This window comes from Acinetobacter sp. KH_038, from assembly GCF_057839405.1.
Genome location: NZ_CM174489.1, coordinates 658518 through 682406 on the forward strand (window position 1 = coordinate 658518; position 23889 = coordinate 682406).

Below are 23889 nucleotides of genomic sequence, written 5' to 3' on the forward strand. Positions count from 1 at the left end.
ACAAGATGACTCTGGTAGTAAAAATACTAAAGATACAACAGCACCAGATGCGGCAATTATTAATCCGATCAATGCGACTGATCCAATTACAGGCAAGGCTGAGCCAGGTGCGAAGGTTGAAGTGACGTTCCCGGATGGCTCGAAAACAGAAGTTGAAGTTGGTGTAGATGGTAACTGGTCAGTAGACAATCCCGGTCTGGAAGATGGTGATGAAGTTAAAGTCATCGTAACTGATCCTGCAGGAAATGTTTCTAAAGAAGCCGTTGCTGTGGTAGATGGTAAAGCACCAAATCTCCCGGTGATTGATCCAGTGAATGCGACCGATCCAATCACAGGAACAGCTGAGCCGGGCTCGAAAGTTTCTGTTACATTCCCGGACGGAACAACTGCTGAAACCACTGCAGGTCCTGATGGTAAATGGTCAGTAGCGAATCCGGGCCTTAAAGATGGTGATGAAGTTAAAGTCATCGCAACAGATGCAGCAGGTAACCCATCTGCTGAATCAACCTCTCGTGTAGATGGTCAAGCACCAAATCTCCCGGTAATTGATCCAGTGAATGCGACTGATCCAATCACAGGGACAGCTGAGCCAGGCTCTAAAGTTTCTGTTACATTCCCGGATGGAACAACTGCTGAAACTACTGCAGGTCCTGATGGTAAATGGTCAGTAGCGAATCCAGGTCTTAAAGATGGTGATGAAGTTAAAGTCATCGTAACTGATCCTGCAGGAAATGTTTCTGAAGAAGCCGTTGCTGTGGTAGACGGAGTCGCACCAAATGTGCCAGAAGTCACTGGCTTTGATGGTGAAACTGTCGTAGGTCAAGCAGAACCGAACTCAACAGTAGAAGTGAAAGATGCAGCTGGCAATATCCTTGGTACAGCTAAAGCTGATGCGGAAGGGAATTTCTCTGTTGCATTAGATAGTCCAGTTGCGGATGGCACTGAAGTCAAAGTAACAGCGACCGATGCCGCGGGTAATGAATCTGAGCCAGCGACAGCAGTTGCAGATCTAGCGACAGATACCACTGCACCAGAAGCACCAACAGATGTTGTTGTAAGCCAAGATGGTACAAAGGTGACAGGACAAGCGGAACCTGGCGCGACAGTGACCGTTACAGATGCCAATGGCCAAGTGATTGGTGAAGCTACAGCAGGTGAAAATGGTGAGTTCAGTGTAGAGCTTGATGAACCATTGACTAATGGTGAAGAGCTTAAAGTTACTGCAACCGATGCTGCGGGCAATAAATCTGATGTAACTACAGTTAATGCACCAGACACTACTGCACCAAATGTGCCAGAAGTCACTGGCTTTGATGGTGAAACTGTCGTAGGTCAAGCAGAACCGAACTCAACAGTAGAAGTGAAAGATGCAGCTGGCAATATCCTTGGTACAGCTAAAGCTGATGCGGAAGGGAATTTCTCTGTTGCATTAGATAGTCCAGTTGCGGATGGCACTGAAGTCAAAGTAACAGCGACCGATGCCGCGGGTAACGAATCTGAGCCAGCGACAGCAGTTGCAGATCTAGCAACAGATACCACTGCACCAGAAGCACCAACAGATGTTGTTGTAAGCCAAGATGGTACAAAGGTAACAGGACAAGCAGAACCTGGCGCGACAGTGACCGTTACAGATGCCAATGGCCAAGTGATTGGTGAAGCTACAGCAGGTGAAAATGGTGAGTTCAGTGTAGAGCTTGATGAACCATTGACTAATGGTGAAGAGCTTAAAGTTACTGCAACCGATGCTGCGGGCAATAAATCTGATGTAACTACAGTTAATGCACCAGACACTACTGCACCAGATGCACCAATAAATATTGCTATAAGTCAAAATGGACTAGAGGTTACAGGTCAAGCAGAACCAGGCTCAAAAATCACTATTACTGATGAAGATGGTAACGAAATTGGTAATACCCAAACTGATATCAACGGTAATTTCAAAGTCACTTTAGTAACACCATTAGCTAATGGTGATGATATTGAGGTGATAGCTACTGATGCCACTGGTAACAAATCAGACTCTACAAATTATATTGTAGATTTGGACGATTCAGACTCAGACAGCGATAGCGACTCTGATAGCGATTCAGACTCAGACAGCGATAGCGACTCTGACAGCGACTCGGATTCGGACAGCGATAGCGACTCTGACAGCGACTCGGATTCAGACAGCGATAGCGACTCTGACAGCGACTCGGATTCAGACAGCGATAGCGACTCTGACAGCGACTCGGATTCAGATAGCGACAGCGACTCTGACAGCGACTCGGATTCAGACAGCGATAGCGACTCTGACAGTGACTCGGATTCGGACAGCGATAGCGACTCTGACAGCGACTCGGATTCAGACAGCGATAGCGACTCTGACAGCGACTCGGATTCGGACAGCGATAGCGACTCTGACAGCGACTCGGATTCAGACAGCGATAGCGACTCTGACAGTGACTCGGATTCGGACAGCGATAGCGACTCTGACAGCGACTCGGATTCAGACAGCGATAGCGACTCTGACAGCGACTCGGATTCGGACAGCGATAGCGACTCTGACAGCGACTCGGATTCAGACAGCGATAGCGACTCTGATAGCGATTCAGACTCAGACAGCGATAGCGACTCTGACAGCGATTCAGACTCAGACAGCGATAGCGACTCTGACAGCGACTCGGATTCAGACAGCGATAGCGACTCTGACAGCGACTCGGATTCAGACAGCGATAGCGACTCTGATAGCGATTCAGACTCAGACAGCGATAGCGACTCTGACAGCGACTCGGATTTAGATAGCGACTCGGATTCAGACAGCGATAGCGACTCTGACAGCGACTCGGATTCAGACAGCGATAGTGACTCTGACAGCGACTCGGATTCAGACAGCGATAGCGACTCTGATAGCGATTCAGACTCAGACAGCGATAGCGACTCTGACAGCGATTCAGACTCAGACAGCGATAGCGACTCTGACAGCGACTCGGATTCAGACAGCGATAGCGACTCTGACAGCGACTCGGATTCAGACAGCGATAGCGACTCTGACAGCGACTCGGATTCAGACAGCGATAGCGACTCTGACAGCGACTCGGATTCGGACAGCGATAGCGACTCTGACAGCGACTCGGATTCAGACAGCGATAGCGACTCTGACAGCGATTCAGACTCAGACAGCGATAGCGACTCTGACAGCGACTCGGATTCAGACAGCGATTCGGATTCGGACAGTGATACGGATATTGATGAATTCATTGTTGAAGCAAACAGTGATGGTTCAGCAACAGTTACTCTAAAAGTTAATAATCCGAATGCAACCGTTACTGTGGTAGACCCTAATGGTAACCCTGTGGTCTTAACGCAAAACCCAGATGGCAGTTACAGTGCAACAGTTCCAGCCCCTGCGGTTGAAGGTGACTATGAGGTTACCGCAACAGATGGTACGAATAGTTCAAGTGACACAGCGACCTTGACGGATAATGTTGCTCCGGAAATTGAAGATGCTGTCATTAACCCGAACAGCGATGGTTCAGCAACCATCACGGTGACAGTGGATGATCCAAATGCAACGGTGAGCGTGACTGGTCCAGATGGTTTGGACATTCCACTGATCAACAATGGCGATGGTACGCACAGCGCTACAGTTCCAGCCCCTGCGGTTGAAGGTGACTATGAGGTTACCGCAACAGATGGTACGAATAGTTCAAGTGACACAGCGACCTTGACGGATAATGTTGCTCCGGAAATTGAAGATGCTGTCATTAACCCGAACAGCGATGGTTCAGCAACCATCACGGTGACAGTGGATGATCCAAATGCAACGGTGAGCGTGACTGGTCCAGATGGTTTGGACATTCCACTGATCAACAATGGCGATGGTACGCACAGCGCTACAGTTCCAGCCCCTGCGGTTGAAGGTGACTATGAGGTTACCGCAACAGATGGTACGAATAGTTCAAGTGACACAGCGACCTTGACGGATAATGTTGCTCCGGAAATTGAAGATGCTGTCATTAACCCGAACAGCGATGGCAGTGCAACCATTACAGTGACTGTGGATGATCCAGAGGCGGTTGTTACGGTGACACTTCCAGATAATACGGTGATTACATTAGCCAACAATGGTGACGGTACGCACAGCGCTACAGTTCCAGCCCCTGCGGTTGAAGGTGACTATGAGGTTACCGCAACAGATGGTACGAATAGTTCAAGTGACACAGCGACCTTGACGGATAATGTTGCTCCGGAAATTGAAGATGCTGTCATTAACCCGAACAGCGATGGCAGTGCAACCATTACAGTGACTGTGGATGATCCAGAGGCGGTTGTTACGGTGACACTTCCAGATAATACAGTGATTACATTAGCCAACAATGGTGACGGTACGCACAGCGCTACAGTTCCAGCCCCTGCGGTTGAAGGTGACTATGAGGTTACCGCAACAGATGGTACGAATAGTTCAAGTGACACAGCGACCTTGACGGATAATGTTGCTCCGGAAATTGAAGATGCTGTCATTAACCCGAACAGCGATGGCAGTGCAACCATTACAGTGACTGTGGATGATCCAGAGGCGGTTGTTACGGTGACACTTCCAGATAATACAGTGATTACATTAGCCAACAATGGTGACGGTACGCACAGCGCTACAGTTCCAGCCCCTGCGGTTGAAGGTGACTATGAGGTTACCGCAACAGATGGTACGAATAGTTCAAGTGACACAGCGACCTTGACGGATAATGTTGCTCCGGAAATTGAAGATGCTGTCATTAACCCGAACAGCGATGGCAGTGCAACCATTACAGTGACTGTGGATGATCCAGAGGCGGTTGTTACGGTGACACTTCCAGATAATACAGTGATTACATTAGCCAACAATGGTGACGGTACGCACAGCGCTACAGTTCCAGCCCCTGCGGTTGAAGGTGACTATGAGGTTACCGCAACAGATGGTACGAATAGTTCAAGTGACACAGCGACCTTGACGGATAATGTTGCTCCGGAAATTGAAGATGCTGTCATTAACACGAACAGCGATGGCAGTGCAACCATTACAGTGACTGTGGATGATCCAGAGGCGGTTGTTACGGTGACACTTCCAGATAATACAGTGATTACATTAGCCAACAATGGTGACGGTACGCACAGCGCTACAGTTCCAGCCCCTGCGGTTGAAGGTGACTATGAGGTTACCGCAACAGATGGTACGAATAGTTCAAGTGACACAGCGACCTTGACGGATAATGTTGCTCCGGAAATTGAAGATGCTGTCATTAACCCGAACAGCGATGGCAGTGCAACCATTACAGTGACTGTGGATGATCCAGAGGCGGTTGTTACGGTGACACTTCCAGATAATACAGTGATTACATTAGCCAACAATGGTGACGGTACGCACAGCGCTACAGTTCCAGCCCCTGCGGTTGAAGGTGACTATGAGGTTACCGCAACAGATGGTACGAATAGTTCAAGTGACACAGCGACCTTGACGGATAATGTTGCTCCGGAAATTGAAGATGCTGTCATTAACCCGAACAGCGATGGCAGTGCAACCATTACAGTGACTGTGGATGATCCAGAGGCGGTTGTTACGGTGACACTTCCAGATAATACAGTGATTACATTAGCCAACAATGGTGACGGTACGCACAGCGCTACAGTTCCAGCCCCTGCGGTTGAAGGTGACTATGAGGTTACCGCAACAGATGGTACGAATAGTTCAAGTGACACAGCGACCTTGACGGATAATGTTGCTCCGGAAATTGAAGATGCTGTCATTAACCCGAACAGCGATGGCAGTGCAACCATTACAGTGACTGTGGATGATCCAGAGGCGGTTGTTACGGTGACACTTCCAGATAATACAGTGATTACATTAGCCAACAATGGTGACGGTACGCACAGCGCTACAGTTCCAGCCCCTGCGGTTGAAGGTGACTATGAGGTTACCGCAACAGATGGTACGAATAGTTCAAGTGACACAGCGACCTTGACGGATAATGTTGCTCCGGAAATTGAAGATGCTGTCATTAACCCGAACAGCGATGGCAGTGCAACCATTACAGTGACTGTGGATGATCCAGAGGCGGTTGTTACGGTGACACTTCCAGATAATACGGTGATTACATTAGCCAACAATGGTGACGGTACGCACAGCGCTACAGTTCCAGCCCCTGCGGTTGAAGGTGACTATGAGGTTACCGCAACAGATGGTACGAATAGTTCAAGTGACACAGCGACCTTGACGGATAATGTTGCTCCGGAAATTGAAGATGCTGTCATTAACCCGAACAGCGATGGCAGTGCAACCATTACAGTGACTGTGGATGATCCAGAGGCGGTTGTTACGGTGACACTTCCAGATAATACGGTGATTACATTAGCCAACAATGGTGACGGTACGCACAGCGCTACAGTTCCAGCCCCTGCGGTTGAAGGTGACTATGAGGTTACCGCAACAGATGGTACGAATAGTTCAAGTGACACAGCGACCTTGACGGATAATGTTGCTCCGGAAATTCTTGATTTCATTGTCGATGCGAATAGTGATGGTACTGCGACAGTTACTGTTACAGTGAATGATCCAAATGCAAATGTTACAGTAACAGGACCAGATAACACGCCTATTCAGTTAACGAATAATGGTGGTGGTACATTTACTGGCATAGTTTCAGCACCAGCCTCTGTTGGTAACTATACTGCTGTAGCAACGGACCAAGCTCAAACAACAAACTCAAATACTCAAACGGTAAATTTAGCGTTGGTGGCTTATCCAGATAATGTCGATCTTGATTTAGAAGGTTTAACTGAAACAACTGTTCAACCAGAAAATACGCAAGCAGGACTACAAGTTCTTGGTTTATTCGAAGGTTCAGATATACCAACATTTGCCCAAGCTCAAGCAAATGGTAAGAAGGTCACCATTGATCCAAACACCTTGGGTAGTCTCGATATTCAAGTTGACCAAGTTTCACTGTTATCTATTGCCCAGGCTGTTCAAGTCTATGTATTTGATCAAGATGGAAATATTGTTCATAGAGCGATGACATCTGATAATCCAGTGTTGGGTGATCTGGTGGGTATTCCTCTGCTTGGCTTGACGGATGATGGTGGTTTAAGTACGACAGTCAGTGCGCTTGAGTCAGGTGATTACTATGTGTTGGTCGTGAATGATGAAAGTACATTGAGTCAAATTGTGGGTGACTTGACGCTTGCCGATCTTGGTCAAGATGGTGTGATTCTGGGTGCCGATAACCAACAACTAGTTTTAGATACAGTAACAGGAGCATTAGGTAGTCCATTAGATGCTATTGTCTCACCACTGTTGAGCCCAGTATTAAGCTTATTGAATGGCCTAGGTGTAGATCAAATTGTTCAGCCATTGGTGTCAATCTTAAATAGTGTTGGTGCAGTCGATTTGGTCGACGATGTACTAGATGCTTTAACAGAGGCTCTAGTTAACAATACGTTAACTTTACTAAAAGCTACAGATATCACCACACAGATCACGGAATTTAATTTCGTTAACGACAGTGTCAATGGAAATGTGATTGCCGATGACCAACCTATCACAGGAAGCCAAATAACTGATGTGACAGGTGCTGGTTCATCATTTGTTGATCCTGGTACAGGTGTGATTACCGTGAATGGTGAGTATGGCACTTTAGTGATGCAACAAAATGGTACGTATACTTATACGGTTAATCTGGATGCTGATATCTTGGGTCAATCTGAAGAATTCACTTACACCGTGACCAATAATGGCATAAGTGAATCCACTACACTGACCATTAATATCAATGATTTTGAGGCAGATACACTGACTCTAGACTTGTTTAATGATACCGAGATCTCGGATGATGGTATTACCACAGACGGTACATTTGTACTCACAGGTGTTGAGATTGGTGCAGTGTGGGAATACAGCACTGATGGCGGTACAACATGGTTACGTGGTACGGGTGATCGTTTCACTGTTTCCGAAGGTGTGTATGCAGAAGGTGATATTCAAGTTCGTCAAACCAACTGGGCAGGTGTAGTTGGACCAGTAACAGAGTCTGATTTTGAAGTCACTGTTGATCAAACCTTAGAGTTCAGTGTATACGGAGCGCTTGATAATGTTGGGCTAACCCAAGGTCATATTTATAACGGTGCAGTAACTGATGACGAGACACCAACTTTGTATGGTACTGCAGAGCAAGGCACGAAGATTGAGATTAGTGGTGGTGGTGTTGAGGAAATTCTTACTGTTGGTGCAAGTGGTCAATGGCAATATATCCCTACTACAGTAACGACAGGACAAAATGACTGGGTGATTAAAGCCACAGATGTGGCAGGTAACACTCGTTCTGAAGATTTTAGTTTGTTTATAAACAGTCCAAATACTGAACCAGATGCGGTTGCTAGTAATGGTGGATTATTAGGATTACTTGGTGGCAATATAGCGGGGCTTATTGATTTATCACAGCAACAATTTGTGGTAGCGGATGTCAATGATGATCTTCAGAAAGTAGAGATTACCTTAGCTATTTCAGCAGGTGTAGGAACTTCTATTCCAACTTGGCTTTTCTCGCAAACTCTGGCAAACGAGTTTGGTTACAATGTTAGCGTAACACCGGATTGGAGACAGATTACTATACCGGGAGTAATATCTACTTATAGCGGAAATGTTAAGATCACTATTGACGCACCAGATCCCCAGAATTCATCGCAATTCTTATATTTAGATAATCAGCAGATCACAGAATTCCTTGGTACAGTAAATTCTAGTATTTCTTTATTAGGACTTAACCTGGGTCAAACTTTGAGTATAACTGCAACTGATAGTACTGGAACCCCTAAAACTATTGATGTTGCTAGTCTACTTAATTTAGATTTACTAGCAGGGTTACTTGGTGGCTCTGGGCCTGATTACCTTAAAGAAGGAACGGATCAAGGAGACCTTCTGGATCATTCAGCAGCAACATCAGGTGTTCGTATCTATGGTTATGAAGGTAATGACACCTTAAAAGGTGGTAGTGCCAATGACATCTTACGAGGTGGAGAGGGTAACGATATCTTAGATGGAGGTGCTGGTAATGATTACCTCAATGGTGGTGCTGGTAATGACATCATCACTGGTGGTATAGGTGCAGACACAGTGGTCTTTGACTTACTTAATAACACAGATGCGACTGGCGGTAATGGTCTCGATACTTGGACAGACTTCAGTTTAGTACAAGGCGATGTGATCGATGTGTCTAAGCTATTGGGTGATGAGGTGACAGGTTATAATTTAGGTCAGTACATTGCACTTGTTTATGATGATGTTGCATCGACTGTTACTGTGAAAATTGATCGTGATGGTAGTAATGCTGCATTCAGTTCAACTGATCTATTGATTCTGACCAATCAGCGTCAAGAAATTACATTGGATGATTTGTTAAAAAATCAACAAATTCTCTTCTAATGATTTAATTGAATATTCATTGATTTAAAAAGAGGCTCTTCGGAGCCTCTTTTTATTTAAACCATTGCTAAATATACAAAAAAAAACAAATGATACATAAAATAACATTGCCACTTAATATCTTTCAAGTATCCTGATTTTAATGAAAAATTTTATATAAAATAGTTATATATGAGCTGTTATGATTAATACGCAAACTAAATATTTCGAGTTTAAACATAAGTTAACAGAATGGTTAAATAAAGAATTAGGTCATGAGCATCGAAAGATTTATGTGATTTTTATTTCTTATGGTGATCCAGGCAAGCGTTGTAAGGTATGGAGCTCTGCTGCACCCAATACAAAAACAGCTATAAGTAGAACACTAAAATTTTTAGAAAAGCTATATGAAAAAAACCGAAGTTTACCTGAATTTTTAAAGTTTGATATTGCTGTGAATATTGAGAAAAAATCATGGCAGGATGTTAAAAAAAACCTAAATACCCAATTACATAATAATCATTTTAGAAAGAGTGTAAGTTTTGATTCAAAATTTGATATTTGCTTTTTAGAGCAAGAGTTATATGGTAAAGCCTTAATCCGAGGCATTGTTTATAATGAACCAACGTTTTGGGATCAAGACAATGTTAACCGCGCTATTCGTTCAAAATATCCAACCATCACTAAAACTTTCGAACTGGATAAGCTCGAATATATTTGGGTATTTGATACAGTTTCAGCCCTTTATGAAAATGAAACTATATTGACGTTACAAACATTAGGACCTGTTAATGGGGTACGTGAGCTAACTTCGGATTTAAAAGATCATGTTCGTTGTATGGTTGAAAAGAATGCAGCGTTTTTACATGGTGAAATCCAGGATGATGGGAAATTTATCTATGGATATTTCCCAGCCTATAATCGTGAAATAAAAAGTTATAATACTGTACGTCATTGCACAGCAGTGTATGCCTTACTTGAAACGTTAGAAGTCGATTATAAAAAAGAATATTTAAGCAAAATTAAATTAGCGATCGAATATGCCATCAAAACCTTTTATAAAGAAGTAAAAGGGCATGGTTTTATGACTGATGGTGAAAATGATAACGAAATTAAACTCGGTTCAAATGCTGCCACTATTTTTATGTTGGCTAAATATCAGGAAATTACCTCAGATAATCAATATCAAGCTGCTGCCGAAAAATTAGCTGAAGGTATTTTGTATATGGTCGATGATCAGGGGGAGACCACCCATGTACTTGATTATCCGAGTTTAGAAATTAAAGAAAAATTTCGTATCGTTTACTATGATGGAGAGGCTGCTTTAGGCTTGCTGAGATTATATCAAATTAATCAGGATCCAAAGCTATTGCAGACCGTTAAATTAATGTTTGAGCATTTTATAGAAAAAAAATACGATAAATATCATGACTGGTTAAGTTACTGTACCAATGAACTCACGAAGATTTGTCCTGAAGAAAGATATTTCGAGTTTGGTTTAAATAATTACTTAAAGCATATGAAGTTTATTGCTGAGCGTAAAACAGCCTATGCCACTTTTTTAGAAATGATGATGTCGGCCTATAAAATGGTTGTGCGTATGCGTGAACAGGGCTTTGAAGAGCTATATAAAAAGTCAAAATTTGAAGAGCTTAAACAGCTGATTGAGCAACGCGTCGAATTTCAAAGAAGTACCGGTTATTTCTATCCTGAAGTTGCGATGTACATGGCAAAACCTGAAAAAATCTTAAATGCATTCTATGTACGTCATGATCGTTTTAGAACACGTATAGATGATCAAGAGCATAATTTGTCTGGGTATGTGGCCTACCTCTTACATTTTGAGAACTGATATGAAACCTGAATATTTTTTCTTTAATATCGATTTTGGGCAAAAACTGACTGGAATTGAGAGATCATCTTTTAAAAGAGCAATCTTATTTTCTGAATATTTAAATATTATTCCGATATTTGTAACAGCAAAGCTAAATTTAAATTTGAGAAAAAATTGGAAACATTATCAGAGTATTGGGTGGGTGCCAAAAGAAAGTAAGCTACTTAATGTTTACGAAGATATTATGCATATAGAAGAAGGACAGAATTTGAAGCCTGCTCAAGTTGCATATGATCAATATACAGTAAAAGATGTTTCAGCCACTCATCAACGTTTTTATAAAAAGAATAATAGTTTTAATATGTATGTAGTTTGGAGAGATGAAGAAAAAACAAAAATAGATTATATTAATTATATATGCTCAGGTTTTAAAATAAGACGGGATAAATTTAATATATATGGCCAACTGGCTATTACACAAATATTGGACACTAATGGTAAAATATTAAGAGAAGATTTTTTTACACCTCAAGGTAATCTTTGTTTAATAAAAAAATATAAACCTGATTATAATTTAGATGAAATTTATTTGATATCTCAGAATGGGATTTTATTAGAAATTTTTTCTAAAGAAGAGGATCTTTTCTATTATTGGTGTAAGAAAAATATTAAAGAAGAATCAATTTGTATCATAGATAAAAATAGAGTATGGATAAATCCTCTAGGAAGTTTAAGAAAAGAAAGAGATTTTAAGCTAGTTTCAGCCGTTCATAGTGTACATATTTCAGCACCATATGAAGACATTTATTCTAATAAACTAAATAGTAATTATAAAGATTTCTTGTCAGGACGTGTTTGTATTGATGCTTGTGTGGTTTTGACACCACAACAGACGAATGATATTGAAGCGAAGTTTAATCCAAAATATAAAATTTTGAATATCCCGCATGCAAATGATAATTTAATAAAAAAAATTGAATTTTCTAAGAGAGTTAAAAATAAAATAATTTCACTTGCTCGCTTTGATGATCTGAAGCAAATTGATCATATGATTGAAATTATGAGTTACGTTATTAAAGAAAATAGTGATATTCAATTATATGTTTATGGTGAAGGAAAATTAAGAGAGGATTTGGAAAGGTTGATTGAAGAAAAAAATTTAGGGAATAATGTATTTTTACCCGGATATATAGAAGATATTGCAAAAGAATTGAATGAATCAGTATTATATTTATCCACAAGTAAGGTTGAAGGTTTCCCTCTTGCCTTTCTAGAAAGTATGAGCTATGGAGTTCCTATTGTTTCTTATGATATAAAATATGGACCAAAAGCAATTATTAAGGATGGATTGAATGGTTTAATTGTTGAAAAAAATAATAAAAAATTAATGGCTGAAAAAATTATTAAATTAATAGGAAACTTAGATTCACTGGAGACTTTATCGAATAATGCATACCTTACAGCTTTGGACTATAATATGCCATCTGTAGCAGAAATATGGAAGAAAGAATTAATGAGGCTGTAAATTGTAAATAAAAAATATGAATTTATGATAAAAAACTGTTGTCAAAATATTAATATTGCAACTTTAATCTTTACAATATTAACGGCTTTGTTACACAAACTTAGCATAGAGGGTTTATTCAGCCATATAATTTAAAAATGAATAAACCTGCTCCTAAAATCTATTGCACAACCAATTGGTCTTTCTATAATCGGGCCCTAATTAACCGAGGTAATATTTCCATTTGGTTTGATCCAAAGACTCAGTGGTATGCACAATCATAAGCTAAGAGTCGAAATCAAATTTACTCCAACATAGCTATCCAGTGCTGTTTAAAGATCAAATCTTTATTTCGACTCTCTTTATGCATAGTCACAGGTTTTGTTCAAAGTCTAATTAAACTTTGCGGATTAAATTGAACAGCGCCAGATTACACCACGCTTTGTAGAAGACAAAAGCATATTGATATTGCAATGAGCTACCAAAAAAGTAGCAAGGGGCTGCATCTACTCGTGGACTCTACTGGCTTGAAGTTTCTAGGTGAAGGTGAATGGAAACACAAGCAACATAGACCTGAATATCGTCGCCAATGGCATAAACTCCATATTGCTATAGATGCTGAAACCCTTCAAATACGTACAGTACAACTCACCACAAATAATCTCAGTGATTCACAAATACTCGAAGATTTACTTTCTCAAGTTTCCTTGGATGAACTAATTGATTCAGTCTATACTGATGGTGCTTATGACACAAAGCACTGCCGACAAGTCATTTTAGATCGAGATGCACATGCGATCATTCCACCAAGGAAGAATGCAAAGCCTTGAAAAGACCAGAAAATAAGGTCTATAGAGTGAAATGAGTTATTGAAGACAGTCAAACGGCTAGGAAGATCGCTTTGGAAAAAGTGGTCTGGTTATCATCGTCGAAGTTTGCTGGAAACCAAGATGTATTGCATTAAATTATTAGGCGATAAATTAACAGCAAGGAGTTTTCCTAGCCAGGTGAATGAGATTCATGCACGTGTAGCCATCTTGAACAAATTCACAGAATTGGGGTACGCTCACACCTAAGTTGTCACTTGAATTTGGCTCAATTAGGATCGCTCTATCTTTCAAACCTTTGTGCAACAAAGCCAATATGAACTTAAAGTAGTTTACCAATATTATTATTTATTTTTATCCTATGAAACAATAGGTTGGATACAGACTGACTGCTATGCGGGGCGCCATCTGTTTAAGGCGTCATTAAAGGTCAAAACAAAAATAAGATGTACCTATGTTTTGCTATAGATTCTTTTAGGATTTAGAAATTTGAGAGTCTAAGTATTATTTAAAGCGTCAAAAACCAGGTCGATGCAATTACCACCATAATAATGATCACCAGTAAAATTTTAATAATGGTCGTTCGATGTTGTGGCGGAAGTTTGGCCTTGGTCAGGGCATTGCCTGCATGGTCAAACAGAATGACATTCTGCACACTACTTTCATAACCAAGTTCTAGCAAAGCTCGTTTTTCAAGTTCAGTCAAGCCATCTTCAGGCAAATCCATGATTTGCAGCAACGCAATAGAGCTAAATAATTTTTGCATCATAGAGGTCGGCAAAAGCTGCTTCAGAGTCACCGCAGCTGCATCAAAGTCCGCAATGATACTCCGTGGATGGGCATAAGGCACCTCGGGCAGTAACGTATGCGTAATCGTGCCATCGACATTCATCAACTGCATTTTGTCCTTATAGATTTGCACCCATAGGGCATCGGGAAATTTTACTAATTGATCTTGCAGCATGGAAATGTTCTTATCTTGCTGATATTTACCCATTAAATAAGCCATAAACCAGGCCTGCATCAAGACCGGATTTGTAAGACTTGGTTATTTGGCTGTAGCAATATATTTATTATTTTCTTGTCAGGTTTCAGTCGCTTGGCATCTGCATCTTTACAAGAATGCGCATGAGGGTAAATACCAGCATTTGCCATCAGCTACAACGTTCTGCCTTATACAAGCGATGAATGCCAACGCTCAGATTTGGGACAAGAATGACCGCATGGAATAGCTTGTTCACGCATCATTTCATCGCTCAAATTGTCTTAATCGCCCCGATTCCTACTACTTAAATTACATAAAATAGCATCAACAGCCAAAATTCTTTACGCCATATATGGCCTGAAAAATTTGCATAATCCTTGTTTGGATATTTTTACAAGCAGCTAAGACTGCTGTCACACTCTTCACCCTGATCTCGACTGGAGTGTCTACTCATCTAAATGGAAATTAAATCCCAGAGCAAAAAAGTGACTTAAGGCTTGATACATTTTCAGTAACTTTAGAATAAAAGTACTTTAATCTTTGTGTGAAAGTGAATGTTTTTTATCTGCATGATTTTAGCTTTGAACAAAAAGTCTTTAACACTTTACAATAAGCTCTGATGCATCATTTTTGATGATGGATACTGCTTCAGAAAATACAGCAGTTAAGCTTGTGTAGAAATGATGTTAATTTGTTTTATGAGCTTATACGTGGCCGGATAACCCTATAAAATATTAAACAAATAATTAAGGGGCATAATATTGAATAACTCAAGGAAAGATTTTTATAAATTGCTGTGTTGAATCAACTCACTCGATCAAAAGGTTTAAAAAACATTTATCTCTGTATTTTGATAACTAGAACCAGAGTTTGTAGATCATTGAAGATCAAGCCGGCTTATAGAATAAATAATCTAGTGCGCTCCGTTCGTTAGGGCTTTGTCTGGCTCAGGTAGAAACAGGAACTAAAAATTATGCAGCAACGACTTCAATATTTTCCTATAAAGATCACATTGTCCTGTTTCATCGGCTATCTGAGCCAGACACTGTATGCTGAAAATTCGGCAACAGCAGTACAAAAACTCGCACCGATTATTGTGCAGGCGACCCGTACTGATCGGGAGCGCTTAAGTACACCTGCTTCGGTGTATTATCTCAAGCAGCAACAACCGAACAGCCTGAATGTGAATCTTTCGGAAACCTTAAAGGGCGTTCCAGGCTTGCAGCTGAATAATCGTGAAAACTATGCACAAGACCTGCAAATTTCGATGCGTGGCTTTGGTGCGCGTTCCAGCTTCGGGGTGCGTGGCGTGCGTTTATATGTTGATGGAATTCCGGCGACCATGCCGGATGGACAGGGGCAAACCTCAAATATTGATTTAAACAGTCTGGATCGTATTGAGGTTTTAGGTGGTGGATTTTCATCACTGTATGGCAATTCTTCGGGCGGAACAATTTTGACCACCACACGGGAAGGGCAAGGTGCCGACTCGATTGAACTCGGCTATTCTGCCGGCAGTCAAAGTAAAAGACAGAGCAGACTGGTCTTGCAAGGTGGTTCAGAAAGTACCGCTGAGCCGAGCTATATCATCAGTTCGTCCTATTTCGATACTGATGGTTTTCGGGAGCATAGCGGTGCGCATAAAGTCCTGAATAATGCCAAGCTCACCCGGGAGCTGGACGATGGTTCCAAAATTAACTGGATTAATAATTACCTTAAAATTGCTGCGGATGATCCGGGTGGTCTAACTCGTGAACAGTGGCAGGCCAATCCGCAACAGGTTGCCTCAAATGTTCTGCTCTATAATGCACGTAAGGACATCGAACAGCTGCAAACCGGCATCACCTGGAATAAACCGATCGGTAATCAGCAGGAACTTTACGGCATGGCCTATTGGGGACAGCGCGCAGTCACCCAGTACCAGTCGATTCCCCGTACAGCACAAGCTGGAATCAATCATCCGGGCGGTGTGATTGATTTTGATCGTCATTTTTACGGCGCTGACCTGCGCTGGACCGGCAAAGCTCTTCTTCCCGATATTCAGATGATTGCAGGTGTCGCAATAGATGCTATGAGCGAAGAACGTAAAGGCTATCAAAACTTTGCCGGTGATATTTTAGGTGTGAAAGGTCAGCTTCGCCGAAATGAAGACAATCACTTGTGGAATCTTGATCCTTATTTGCAAGCCTCCTATGCATTCTTGCCGAACTGGACATTCGATGCCGGCCTGCGTTATAGCAATGTCCATTTTAAGTCGGAAGACAAGTTTCTGGATAATGGCGATAACTCGGGGCAAACCGATTATCAAAAATTATTGCCATCCTTGGCTTTAAGCTGGCATATTTTACCTGAGCTGATGGCGTATGCCAGTTATGCACAAGGCTTTGAAACCCCAACTTTTACCGAAATGTCCTATCCTGCAAATACTGCTGAAAACCGCAGCTTTAATTTGAAAGCAGCAGAAAGTGAAAGCTATGAAATCGGTTTAAAATCAGCCAATATTTGGGGAGACTTCACGTTCGCAGCCTTTCAGACCAGAACCCAAAATGACATCGTTTCTGCGGGCAATGACGGTGGACGCGCCACCTTTCGCAATGCAGACCAAACCTTTAGAGAAGGGGTGGAGCTGGCCTGGAACAAAGATGTGTGGCGTGATCTGGCAGTTCAAGCCAGCTATAGCTATATTGATGCCACCTTTGATGCCGATATTCCGGCTATTGGTACGGTTGCTGCGATTGCAGAAGGAAACTATATTCCGGGGATTGCCAGAAATCAGGCATTTTTAAGTCTGGGCTGGAAGCCTGAATATGGTCTGCAGGCAGGACTTGAGCTGCGTTATAGTGACAAAATTTATGTGAATGATCTCAACTATGAAACTGCACCCAGCTACATGGTCGCTGGCATCAATGTGGCTTATCAATGGCAAATACAGGATTGGTCGGTGAACACTTTTGCACGTATCGATAATCTGCTGGACAAAGACTATTCCGGTTCAGTCATCGTCAATGAAAGTAATGGCCGCTTCTATGAGCCGGCAGAAGGGCGCAATTGGGGCGCAGGTTTGAGTGTGACCAAAGCATTTTAATCAAACAAATGAAAACTCAGTTCACTTTTGTTGAAGCTAGACAGTCAAACATCTCAACGTATAAGCGGGATATTTTGACTTCCTGATCAAACCAGAAATGACTGCATATAAATTCATGTAGTAAAGTTCTCTTATCAATCACTTTAAAGAAAACTTCCTCATCCTTTTGCCAAGCAGTGCTTTTTATCTTAAAGAGAGAAGGGACTTTTAATATGGCTTTAAATAATGAATAGAAAAATCATGGATCGATTTATACAACAGATCTGGGCCTCTGGTTGATGCGAGTCTTAAATAAACTAATCAGCAACAGTCTTTGCTTAACTTAATAAACGCTTTATATATTGCTTAAAAAAACAACTCAACTATTACACTGCCTCCAATCTAATTCACCTATTTTAGAAGGACAAGTTTAATCAATCCAAACTTAAAGGGTGCCGTTATGAAAGCTATTCCAATGAAGAAGATGATTAACTGTATTGCAGTCAGTGGTGCATTAATTTTTGCTACAGGCCAGACCATGGCAATGAACCAGCAATCGACACACGATGCTAAACAGGATTCGAAAATATCGAATGAGAGTCGTGTAAATTTAACTGATAGTCAGGTGATTAAGGTATTAAGCACCGCGAATAACGGTGAGATTAAGCAGGCAAAAACAGCCTTGCCCAAACTGAAAATGGATGAAGTCCGCAAGTATGCCCAAATGATGATTAATGATCATTCAGCCAATGAGAAAAAAGGTCAGGCCTTGGCAAATCGCTTAAACCTAACCCCCCAGACCAGTAATATCAGTACCGCATTGCAAAATGATAGCGATAAGGTCGTGGCCAAGCTGACTCGATCAGCTACTCCGGACAAAGACTATATGATGAATCAGGTTGAAGTTCATCGTAAAGTGGTGAAGATGCTAGACCAGCAATTGATTCCAAATGCTAAAAATGTGGAATTAAAAAATATGCTGACGCAAACCCGTACTGCGGTTGCTGCACATTTGAAGAAAGCTGAACAAATTGTTGAAAAGATGAAATAACTTAAAATTTATCTAATAAAAAAAACCGCCATTAATGGCGGTTTTTTTACTCATAATACTTTATGTATCATGTGATATTTCTAATTACCAGCTTAACGCTCCGCCAGTCTGATAATCTGTCACGCGCGTCTCGAAGAAATTCTTCTCTTTACGCAGGTCCATCATCTCTGACATCCACTGGAACGGGTTATTCACACCAGCGAACTGTTCAGGCAAGCCCAACTGCGCCAGACGACGGTTGGCAATAAACTTCAGATATTCTTCCATCATTGCTGCGTTCATACCCAATACACCGCGTGGCATGGTGTCACGTGCATATTCGATTTCCAGCATGGTACCTTCAAGAATCATCTGGATGATTTCTTCCTGGAACTCAGTCGTCCATAAAGCCGGGTTCTCGATCTTGATCTGGTTGATCATATCGATACCGAAGTTCAGATGCATTGACTCATCACGCAGGATGTACTGGAATTGCTCGGCAACACCATTCATCTTGTTACGACGGCCCATCGACAGGATCTGGCTGAAACCGCAGTAGAAGAAGATACCTTCAAGTACACAGTAGAATGCAATCAGGTTACGCAGCAGGATCTGGTCGTTTTCTGGTGTACCAGTTTTGAAAGTAGGATCACTCAAAGACTGGGTATATTTCAGGCCCCACGCAGCTTTACGCGCTACTGATGGAACTTCACGGTACATGTTGAAGACTTCGCCTTCATCCATACCCAGTGATTCGATACAGTACTGGTAAGCGTGTGTATGAATCGCTTCTTCAAATGCCTGACGCAAGATGTACTGGCGGCATTCAGGGTTGGTAATGTGACGGTAAATCGCCAATACCAGGTTGTTAGCTACCAGTGAATCCGCAGTCGAGAAGAAACCGAGTGAACGCATCACGATGGTACGTTCATCTTCAGTCAAGCCATTTTCAGACTTCCACAACGCAATGTCGTGGTTCATATTGACTTCTTGCGGCATCCAGTGGTTTGCACAACCGTCCAGATACTTCTGCCAAGCCCATTCGTATTTGAATGGAACAAGCTGGTTCAAGTCGGCACGACAGTTGATCATTGCCTTGTCGTCAACCTGTACACGCTGCGCACCCATTTCAAGCTCTTCCAAGCCTGGAGCAACATCAAGTTGCTCTAGGGAAGCAGATGCTCTTGCCAGCGAATCGGTTGGATTTGATCCTCGGTTTTGAGTGGCTCTAAGGGGTTGTGCAGCTGCCACATCCGGCGATGCGTTGCCTGCATCAGATACCATCTGTGAATTAGACGTTTTTTGCGGCTCGACGGGCGCAGGCTGCTGTTCAGGTGCAGCCGGTTTTTGCGAATCATCTTCGAAATCGTCCCAACTTAGGATAGACATGGGATTCTCCTTAAGTATAAAAAGGTGAACCCCATTTGAAATAGAAACAAAATTATAAACCTGTCTCTATTTCAAAACCATTTAATACGAATACTAAATTGGTTGGGGTTCTCTATTCCTTTAAAATGTTTAACAAATTTTGGTCAATCGGAAAGACAACAAGATGGTCATTCAGATCAACACAATGCCTAAAATCTTGCATGATTTCATCAGGCGATTTAGCTGTATTTAATAGCCACATCGACTTTTGTAATCGTTCATGCTCATACTTTCCAAGTGTTTGATAAATCTTTGAATAGTTTGAGCGTGGTTTATGGTGTAGATCGTAACTTAGACACATGTAGTGCATAGAAAGCTCCTTTTACTTTGGTTGAATCAAGCTGTAAATTGCTAAACATTTTTAAAACTCCTAAAAACAATGTTTTAGATTAAATGTAAGAATTAACGGTTGACTCAAAACTCAAAGTAAACGAAGATTTCGTTACTTTCTTTGCTGAAAGTCTTCAGTCGACCGTATTCTCGGTTATCTGAGTTTGATGGAGGGGATATTGCAGTATCCCCAACATTTTTCTCAAATTTTTTCTAAATCTCTAATTACTTTCTATCTTTCGTAATTTTCAATCTAGATTTGATCTTGTATTGCTACATAATCAAAAGAAGTAATTCGTCTCAAAAACTACTTATTTTGCTTACGCTGCTGGCGAACTTTGAACCAGAAATAAGCAATCGGTGCGTAAAAGGTAATACCAAAGGAAATCAGCAATGCCGCAAGTCCTAACATGTAGTTGTGGGTCATATGGGACATTGAGGTTTCCTTATTTGTATTAAATTCTAAATCCTCCCCAAGCCCCTCCTTTAATAAAGGAGGGGCTTCCATCCACCTATTTTGATTTCTGGAAGTCCCCCTTTGGAAAAGGGGGATTTAGGGGGATTCTAGAAACTCGCCAATTATTGACAAGCCTCACAATCTGGATTGTCAATTGAACATGCCATTGGCACTGGAGCCGCTTGCGCAAAACCTTCTTCCTCTGCAGGAACTTCAGGTTTTTTCGCTTCAACCACCGGAGCGGCTGCTGCAACAGGTGCTGCGGTTGCAGTCGCTTTAACAGCATTTAGTGCGCCAGTATTAATGGTCGATTTCTCAGCAGAAGTCGCACCCAATGCACGTAGGTAATAAGTTGTCTTAAGACCACGTAACCAGGCCATCTTGTAGGTGATGTCCAGTTTCTTACCGTTTGCACCAGCGATATAAAGGTTTAGAGACTGAGCCTGATCGATCCATTTTTGACGACGTGATGCAGCATCTACGATCCAGCGTGTTTCAACTTCAAACGCAGTCGCGAAGATGGCTTTAAGCTCTTCCGGAATACGGGAAATCTTCTGTACAGAACCTTCGAAGTGTTTTAGGTCATTGACCATCACTGCATCCCAAAGACCACGTTCTTTTAACGCACGTACCAGGTACGGGTTAATCACGGTGAATTCGCCAGACAGGTTCGATTTCACATATAAGTTCTGGAATGTCGGCTCGATTGACTGAGACACGCCACAAATGTTTGAAATCGTAGCAGTCGGAGCAATCGCCATCACGTTCGAGTTACGCATACCGTCTTTTTGAACTTTGGCACGTAACGTGTCCCAGTCCAGACGTTGGGTACGGTCTACTTCAAACATGCGCTCTGGACGAGTTTTCGCAACCAGGTCAAGTGAGTCGATTGGCAGAATACCTTGATCCCACAATGAACCTTTGAATGTTTCGTATGTACCACGTTCAACAGCCAAATCGCTTGATGTTGCAATCGCGTAGTAAGAAATCACTTCCATCGATTCATCAGCAAACTCAACCGCAGCATCAGAACCATAGGCCAGGTTCATTTCGTATAAAGCATCCTGGAAGCCCATGATACCCATACCAACTGGACGGTGTTTCAGGTTCGAGTTACGTGCTTGCGGAACCGCGTAGTAGTTGATGTCAATCACGTTGTCCAGCATGCGAACCGCAGTTTTAACTGTACGTGCCAGTTTTTCGCGATCAAGAACACCGCCTTGAACGTGTTGTACCAGGTTGATCGAACCCAGGTTACATACCGCGATTTCTTCTTTGCTGGTGTTCAAAGTAATTTCTGTACACAAGTTAGAAGAGTGAACCACACCTACGTGTTGCTGTGGTGAACGCAAGTTACATACGTCTTTGAATGTGATCCACGGGTGACCTGTTTCAAACAGCATCGACAGCATTTTGCGCCACAAATCTTTTGCACGGATTTTTTTGTGCAACATGTTTGTTTCTTTGGCAATTGCTTCGTAGTGCGTATAACGCTCAGCGAATTCTGCACCAGTCAAATCATGTAGATCTGGGGTTTCAGAAGGGGTGAACAATGTCCATTCCGCATCTTCGAATACACGTTGCATGAACAGGTCAGGAACCCAGTTTGCCGTGTTCATGTCGTGGGTACGACGACGGTCATCACCGGTATTCTTACGCAGTTCCAGGAATTCTTCGATGTCCAGGTGCCAGGTTTCAAGGTACGCACAGACTGCACCTTTACGCTTACCACCCTGGTTCACCGCAACAGCAGTATCGTTCGCCACTTTAAGGAATGGAACCACACCTTGAGACTTACCGTTAGTCCCTTTGATATATGAGTTCAAGGCACGAACTGGTGTCCAGTCATTACCCAAACCGCCTGCCCATTTAGACAGCATGGCGTTATCACGCATTGCGCCATAAATGTCATACAGGTCATCATCAATGGTGGTCAAGTAGCAGCTTGATAACTGTGGACGAAGCGTACCTGAGTTAAACAAGGTCGGCGTCGACGCCATGTAGTCAAAGCTAGACAATAAGTTATAGAACTCGATGGCACGCTCTTCACGGTTTTCTTCATTGAGCGATAAGCCCATCGAAACACGCATAAAGAACAATTGCGGAAGTTCAAAACGTACGCCATCTGAATGGATGAAATAACGGTCAAATAATGTTTGAAGACCGAGGTAAGTAAACTGGTTTGAGCGTTCCGGTTGAATCGCAGCAGCCAGTTTAGCCAGGTCAAAATTCAGCAATTCTGGAGAAATCAGCTCAAGCTCGATCCCTTTTTTCAGGAAAGTTTCAAGCGCATCGCCTTCATTGGTCTCTGTAGACAAGCCGAGGAACTTTAAACCAGTCGCTACAAGGTCATCACGCAATAAACGTGCAGTGACATAAGTATAGTTAGGCTCTTGTTCGATACGGGTACGGGTCGCCATCATCATCGTAGTTGAGATGTCCGACTCTTTGACGCCGTTGTACAAGTTTTTCACGGTCTCATCGACAATGGCCTGTACATCAATACCTTCCAGTCCTTCTGCTGCTTTATTCACTTGCGCAGTCAAGGCACTTAAATCAAGTGGCTTAAGTTTGCCTTCGGCATCGGTAACTTGCAGCGTCGGATGATGATGTGCACCCAGCTGTTTACGTGCTTCAGAACGTTGTTCACGGTAAATGACATAAGAGCGCGCAACTTTCTGTTCGCCCGTACGCATTAGCGCAAGTTCAACTTGGTCTTGAATTTCTTCAATATGAATCGTTCCGCCAGATGGTAAACGACGTTTAAAGGTATTTAATACCATTTCCGTCAGTTGTTCGATACGATCATGGATCCGGCTCGAGTCAGCGCTTTGTTGGCCTTCAACCGCCAAAAACGCTTTACCAATTGCGACAGAAATTTTTTCTGCATCAAAAGCGGCAACATCACCGGTGCGTTTAATCACCTGAAGTTGACCAGGAGTTGAAGTGATTACGCTCATTTAGCATAGCTCCATTGTCATCTATTTTTATGTTTATGGACCGTTTGAACTGGGCAAA

9 protein-coding genes and 2 pseudogenes are annotated in these 23889 nt (G+C 42.3%); 6 read left to right on the forward strand and 5 right to left on the reverse strand.

The window, feature by feature from the left end; genetic code table 11:
• Positions 1 to 7: 7 nt before the first annotated feature.
• The 4 genes and pseudogenes from AC3IT7_RS03040 to AC3IT7_RS03055 form a co-directional block, all read left to right on the forward strand.
• Positions 8 to 9235: pseudogene (locus AC3IT7_RS03040) on the forward strand (Ig-like domain-containing protein); the annotation flags it as partial.
• A 379-nt stretch (positions 9236 to 9614) separates the two neighbouring features.
• Positions 9615 to 11264: a poly alpha-glucosyltransferase gene (locus AC3IT7_RS03045; RefSeq protein WP_489249357.1), complete on the forward strand. Its 1650-nt coding sequence runs from the start codon at positions 9615 to 9617 to the stop codon at positions 11262 to 11264.
• 1 nt (position 11265) lies between these two features.
• Complete coding sequence (locus tag AC3IT7_RS03050) at positions 11266 to 12771, forward strand: glycosyltransferase (protein WP_475655164.1); 1506 nt, start codon at positions 11266 to 11268, stop codon at positions 12769 to 12771.
• Between the two features lie 137 nt (positions 12772 to 12908).
• Positions 12909 to 13826 (forward strand): annotated as a pseudogene (locus AC3IT7_RS03055) (IS5 family transposase).
• 259 nt (positions 13827 to 14085) lie between these two features.
• Here AC3IT7_RS03055 and AC3IT7_RS03060 read toward each other — a convergent pair.
• Positions 14086 to 14586 carry a hypothetical protein gene (locus AC3IT7_RS03060; protein WP_253602704.1) on the reverse strand — a complete coding sequence of 167 codons (501 nt, stop codon included), beginning with the start codon at positions 14584 to 14586 and terminating at the stop codon, positions 14086 to 14088.
• 949 nt (positions 14587 to 15535) lie between these two features.
• On the opposite strand from AC3IT7_RS03060, the gene AC3IT7_RS03065 reads away from it, so the two are divergent.
• Positions 15536 to 17647 (forward strand): TonB-dependent receptor domain-containing protein, encoded by a 2112-nt coding sequence (locus AC3IT7_RS03065; RefSeq protein WP_489249358.1) that lies wholly within the window; start codon positions 15536 to 15538, stop codon positions 17645 to 17647.
• A 439-nt stretch (positions 17648 to 18086) separates the two neighbouring features.
• Positions 18087 to 18677 carry a DUF4142 domain-containing protein gene (locus tag AC3IT7_RS03070; RefSeq protein ID WP_489249359.1) on the forward strand — a complete coding sequence of 197 codons (591 nt, stop codon included), beginning with the start codon at positions 18087 to 18089 and terminating at the stop codon, positions 18675 to 18677.
• An 84-nt stretch (positions 18678 to 18761) separates the two neighbouring features.
• Here the strand turns inward: AC3IT7_RS03070 and AC3IT7_RS03075 are convergent, their stop codons facing one another.
• The 4 genes from AC3IT7_RS03075 to AC3IT7_RS03090 form a co-directional block, all read right to left on the reverse strand.
• Positions 18762 to 20045: a ribonucleotide-diphosphate reductase subunit beta gene (locus AC3IT7_RS03075; RefSeq protein WP_489249360.1), complete on the reverse strand. Its 1284-nt coding sequence runs from the start codon at positions 20043 to 20045 to the stop codon at positions 18762 to 18764.
• Positions 20046 to 20157: 112 nt separating this feature from the next.
• Positions 20158 to 20394: a CRISPR-associated protein Cas2 gene (locus AC3IT7_RS03080; protein ID WP_489249361.1), complete on the reverse strand. Its 237-nt coding sequence runs from the start codon at positions 20392 to 20394 to the stop codon at positions 20158 to 20160.
• A 327-nt stretch (positions 20395 to 20721) separates the two neighbouring features.
• Positions 20722 to 20850, reverse strand: coding sequence for a hypothetical protein (locus tag AC3IT7_RS03085; RefSeq protein ID WP_489249362.1), 129 nt, complete (start codon positions 20848 to 20850; stop codon positions 20722 to 20724).
• A gap of 143 nt (positions 20851 to 20993) precedes the next feature.
• Positions 20994 to 23831 carry a ribonucleoside-diphosphate reductase subunit alpha gene (locus AC3IT7_RS03090; RefSeq protein ID WP_489249363.1) on the reverse strand — a complete coding sequence of 946 codons (2838 nt, stop codon included), beginning with the start codon at positions 23829 to 23831 and terminating at the stop codon, positions 20994 to 20996.
• Positions 23832 to 23889 lie beyond the last annotated feature (58 nt).

Coding starts and splice junctions, on each gene's coding strand:
- AC3IT7_RS03060 (WP_253602704.1), bottom strand. CDS start 14,586: ATGGCTTATTTAATGGGTAAATATCAGCAAGATAAGAACATTTCCATG.
- AC3IT7_RS03045 (WP_489249357.1), top strand. CDS start 9,615: ATGATTAATACGCAAACTAAATATTTCGAGTTTAAACATAAGTTAACA.
- AC3IT7_RS03080 (WP_489249361.1), bottom strand. CDS start 20,394: ATGCACTACATGTGTCTAAGTTACGATCTACACCATAAACCACGCTCA.
- AC3IT7_RS03065 (WP_489249358.1), top strand. CDS start 15,536: ATGCAGCAACGACTTCAATATTTTCCTATAAAGATCACATTGTCCTGT.
- AC3IT7_RS03090 (WP_489249363.1), bottom strand. CDS start 23,831: ATGAGCGTAATCACTTCAACTCCTGGTCAACTTCAGGTGATTAAACGC.
- AC3IT7_RS03070 (WP_489249359.1), top strand. CDS start 18,087: ATGAAAGCTATTCCAATGAAGAAGATGATTAACTGTATTGCAGTCAGT.
- AC3IT7_RS03075 (WP_489249360.1), bottom strand. CDS start 20,045: ATGTCTATCCTAAGTTGGGACGATTTCGAAGATGATTCGCAAAAACCG.
- AC3IT7_RS03085 (WP_489249362.1), bottom strand. CDS start 20,850: ATGTCCCATATGACCCACAACTACATGTTAGGACTTGCGGCATTGCTG.
- AC3IT7_RS03050 (WP_475655164.1), top strand. CDS start 11,266: ATGAAACCTGAATATTTTTTCTTTAATATCGATTTTGGGCAAAAACTG.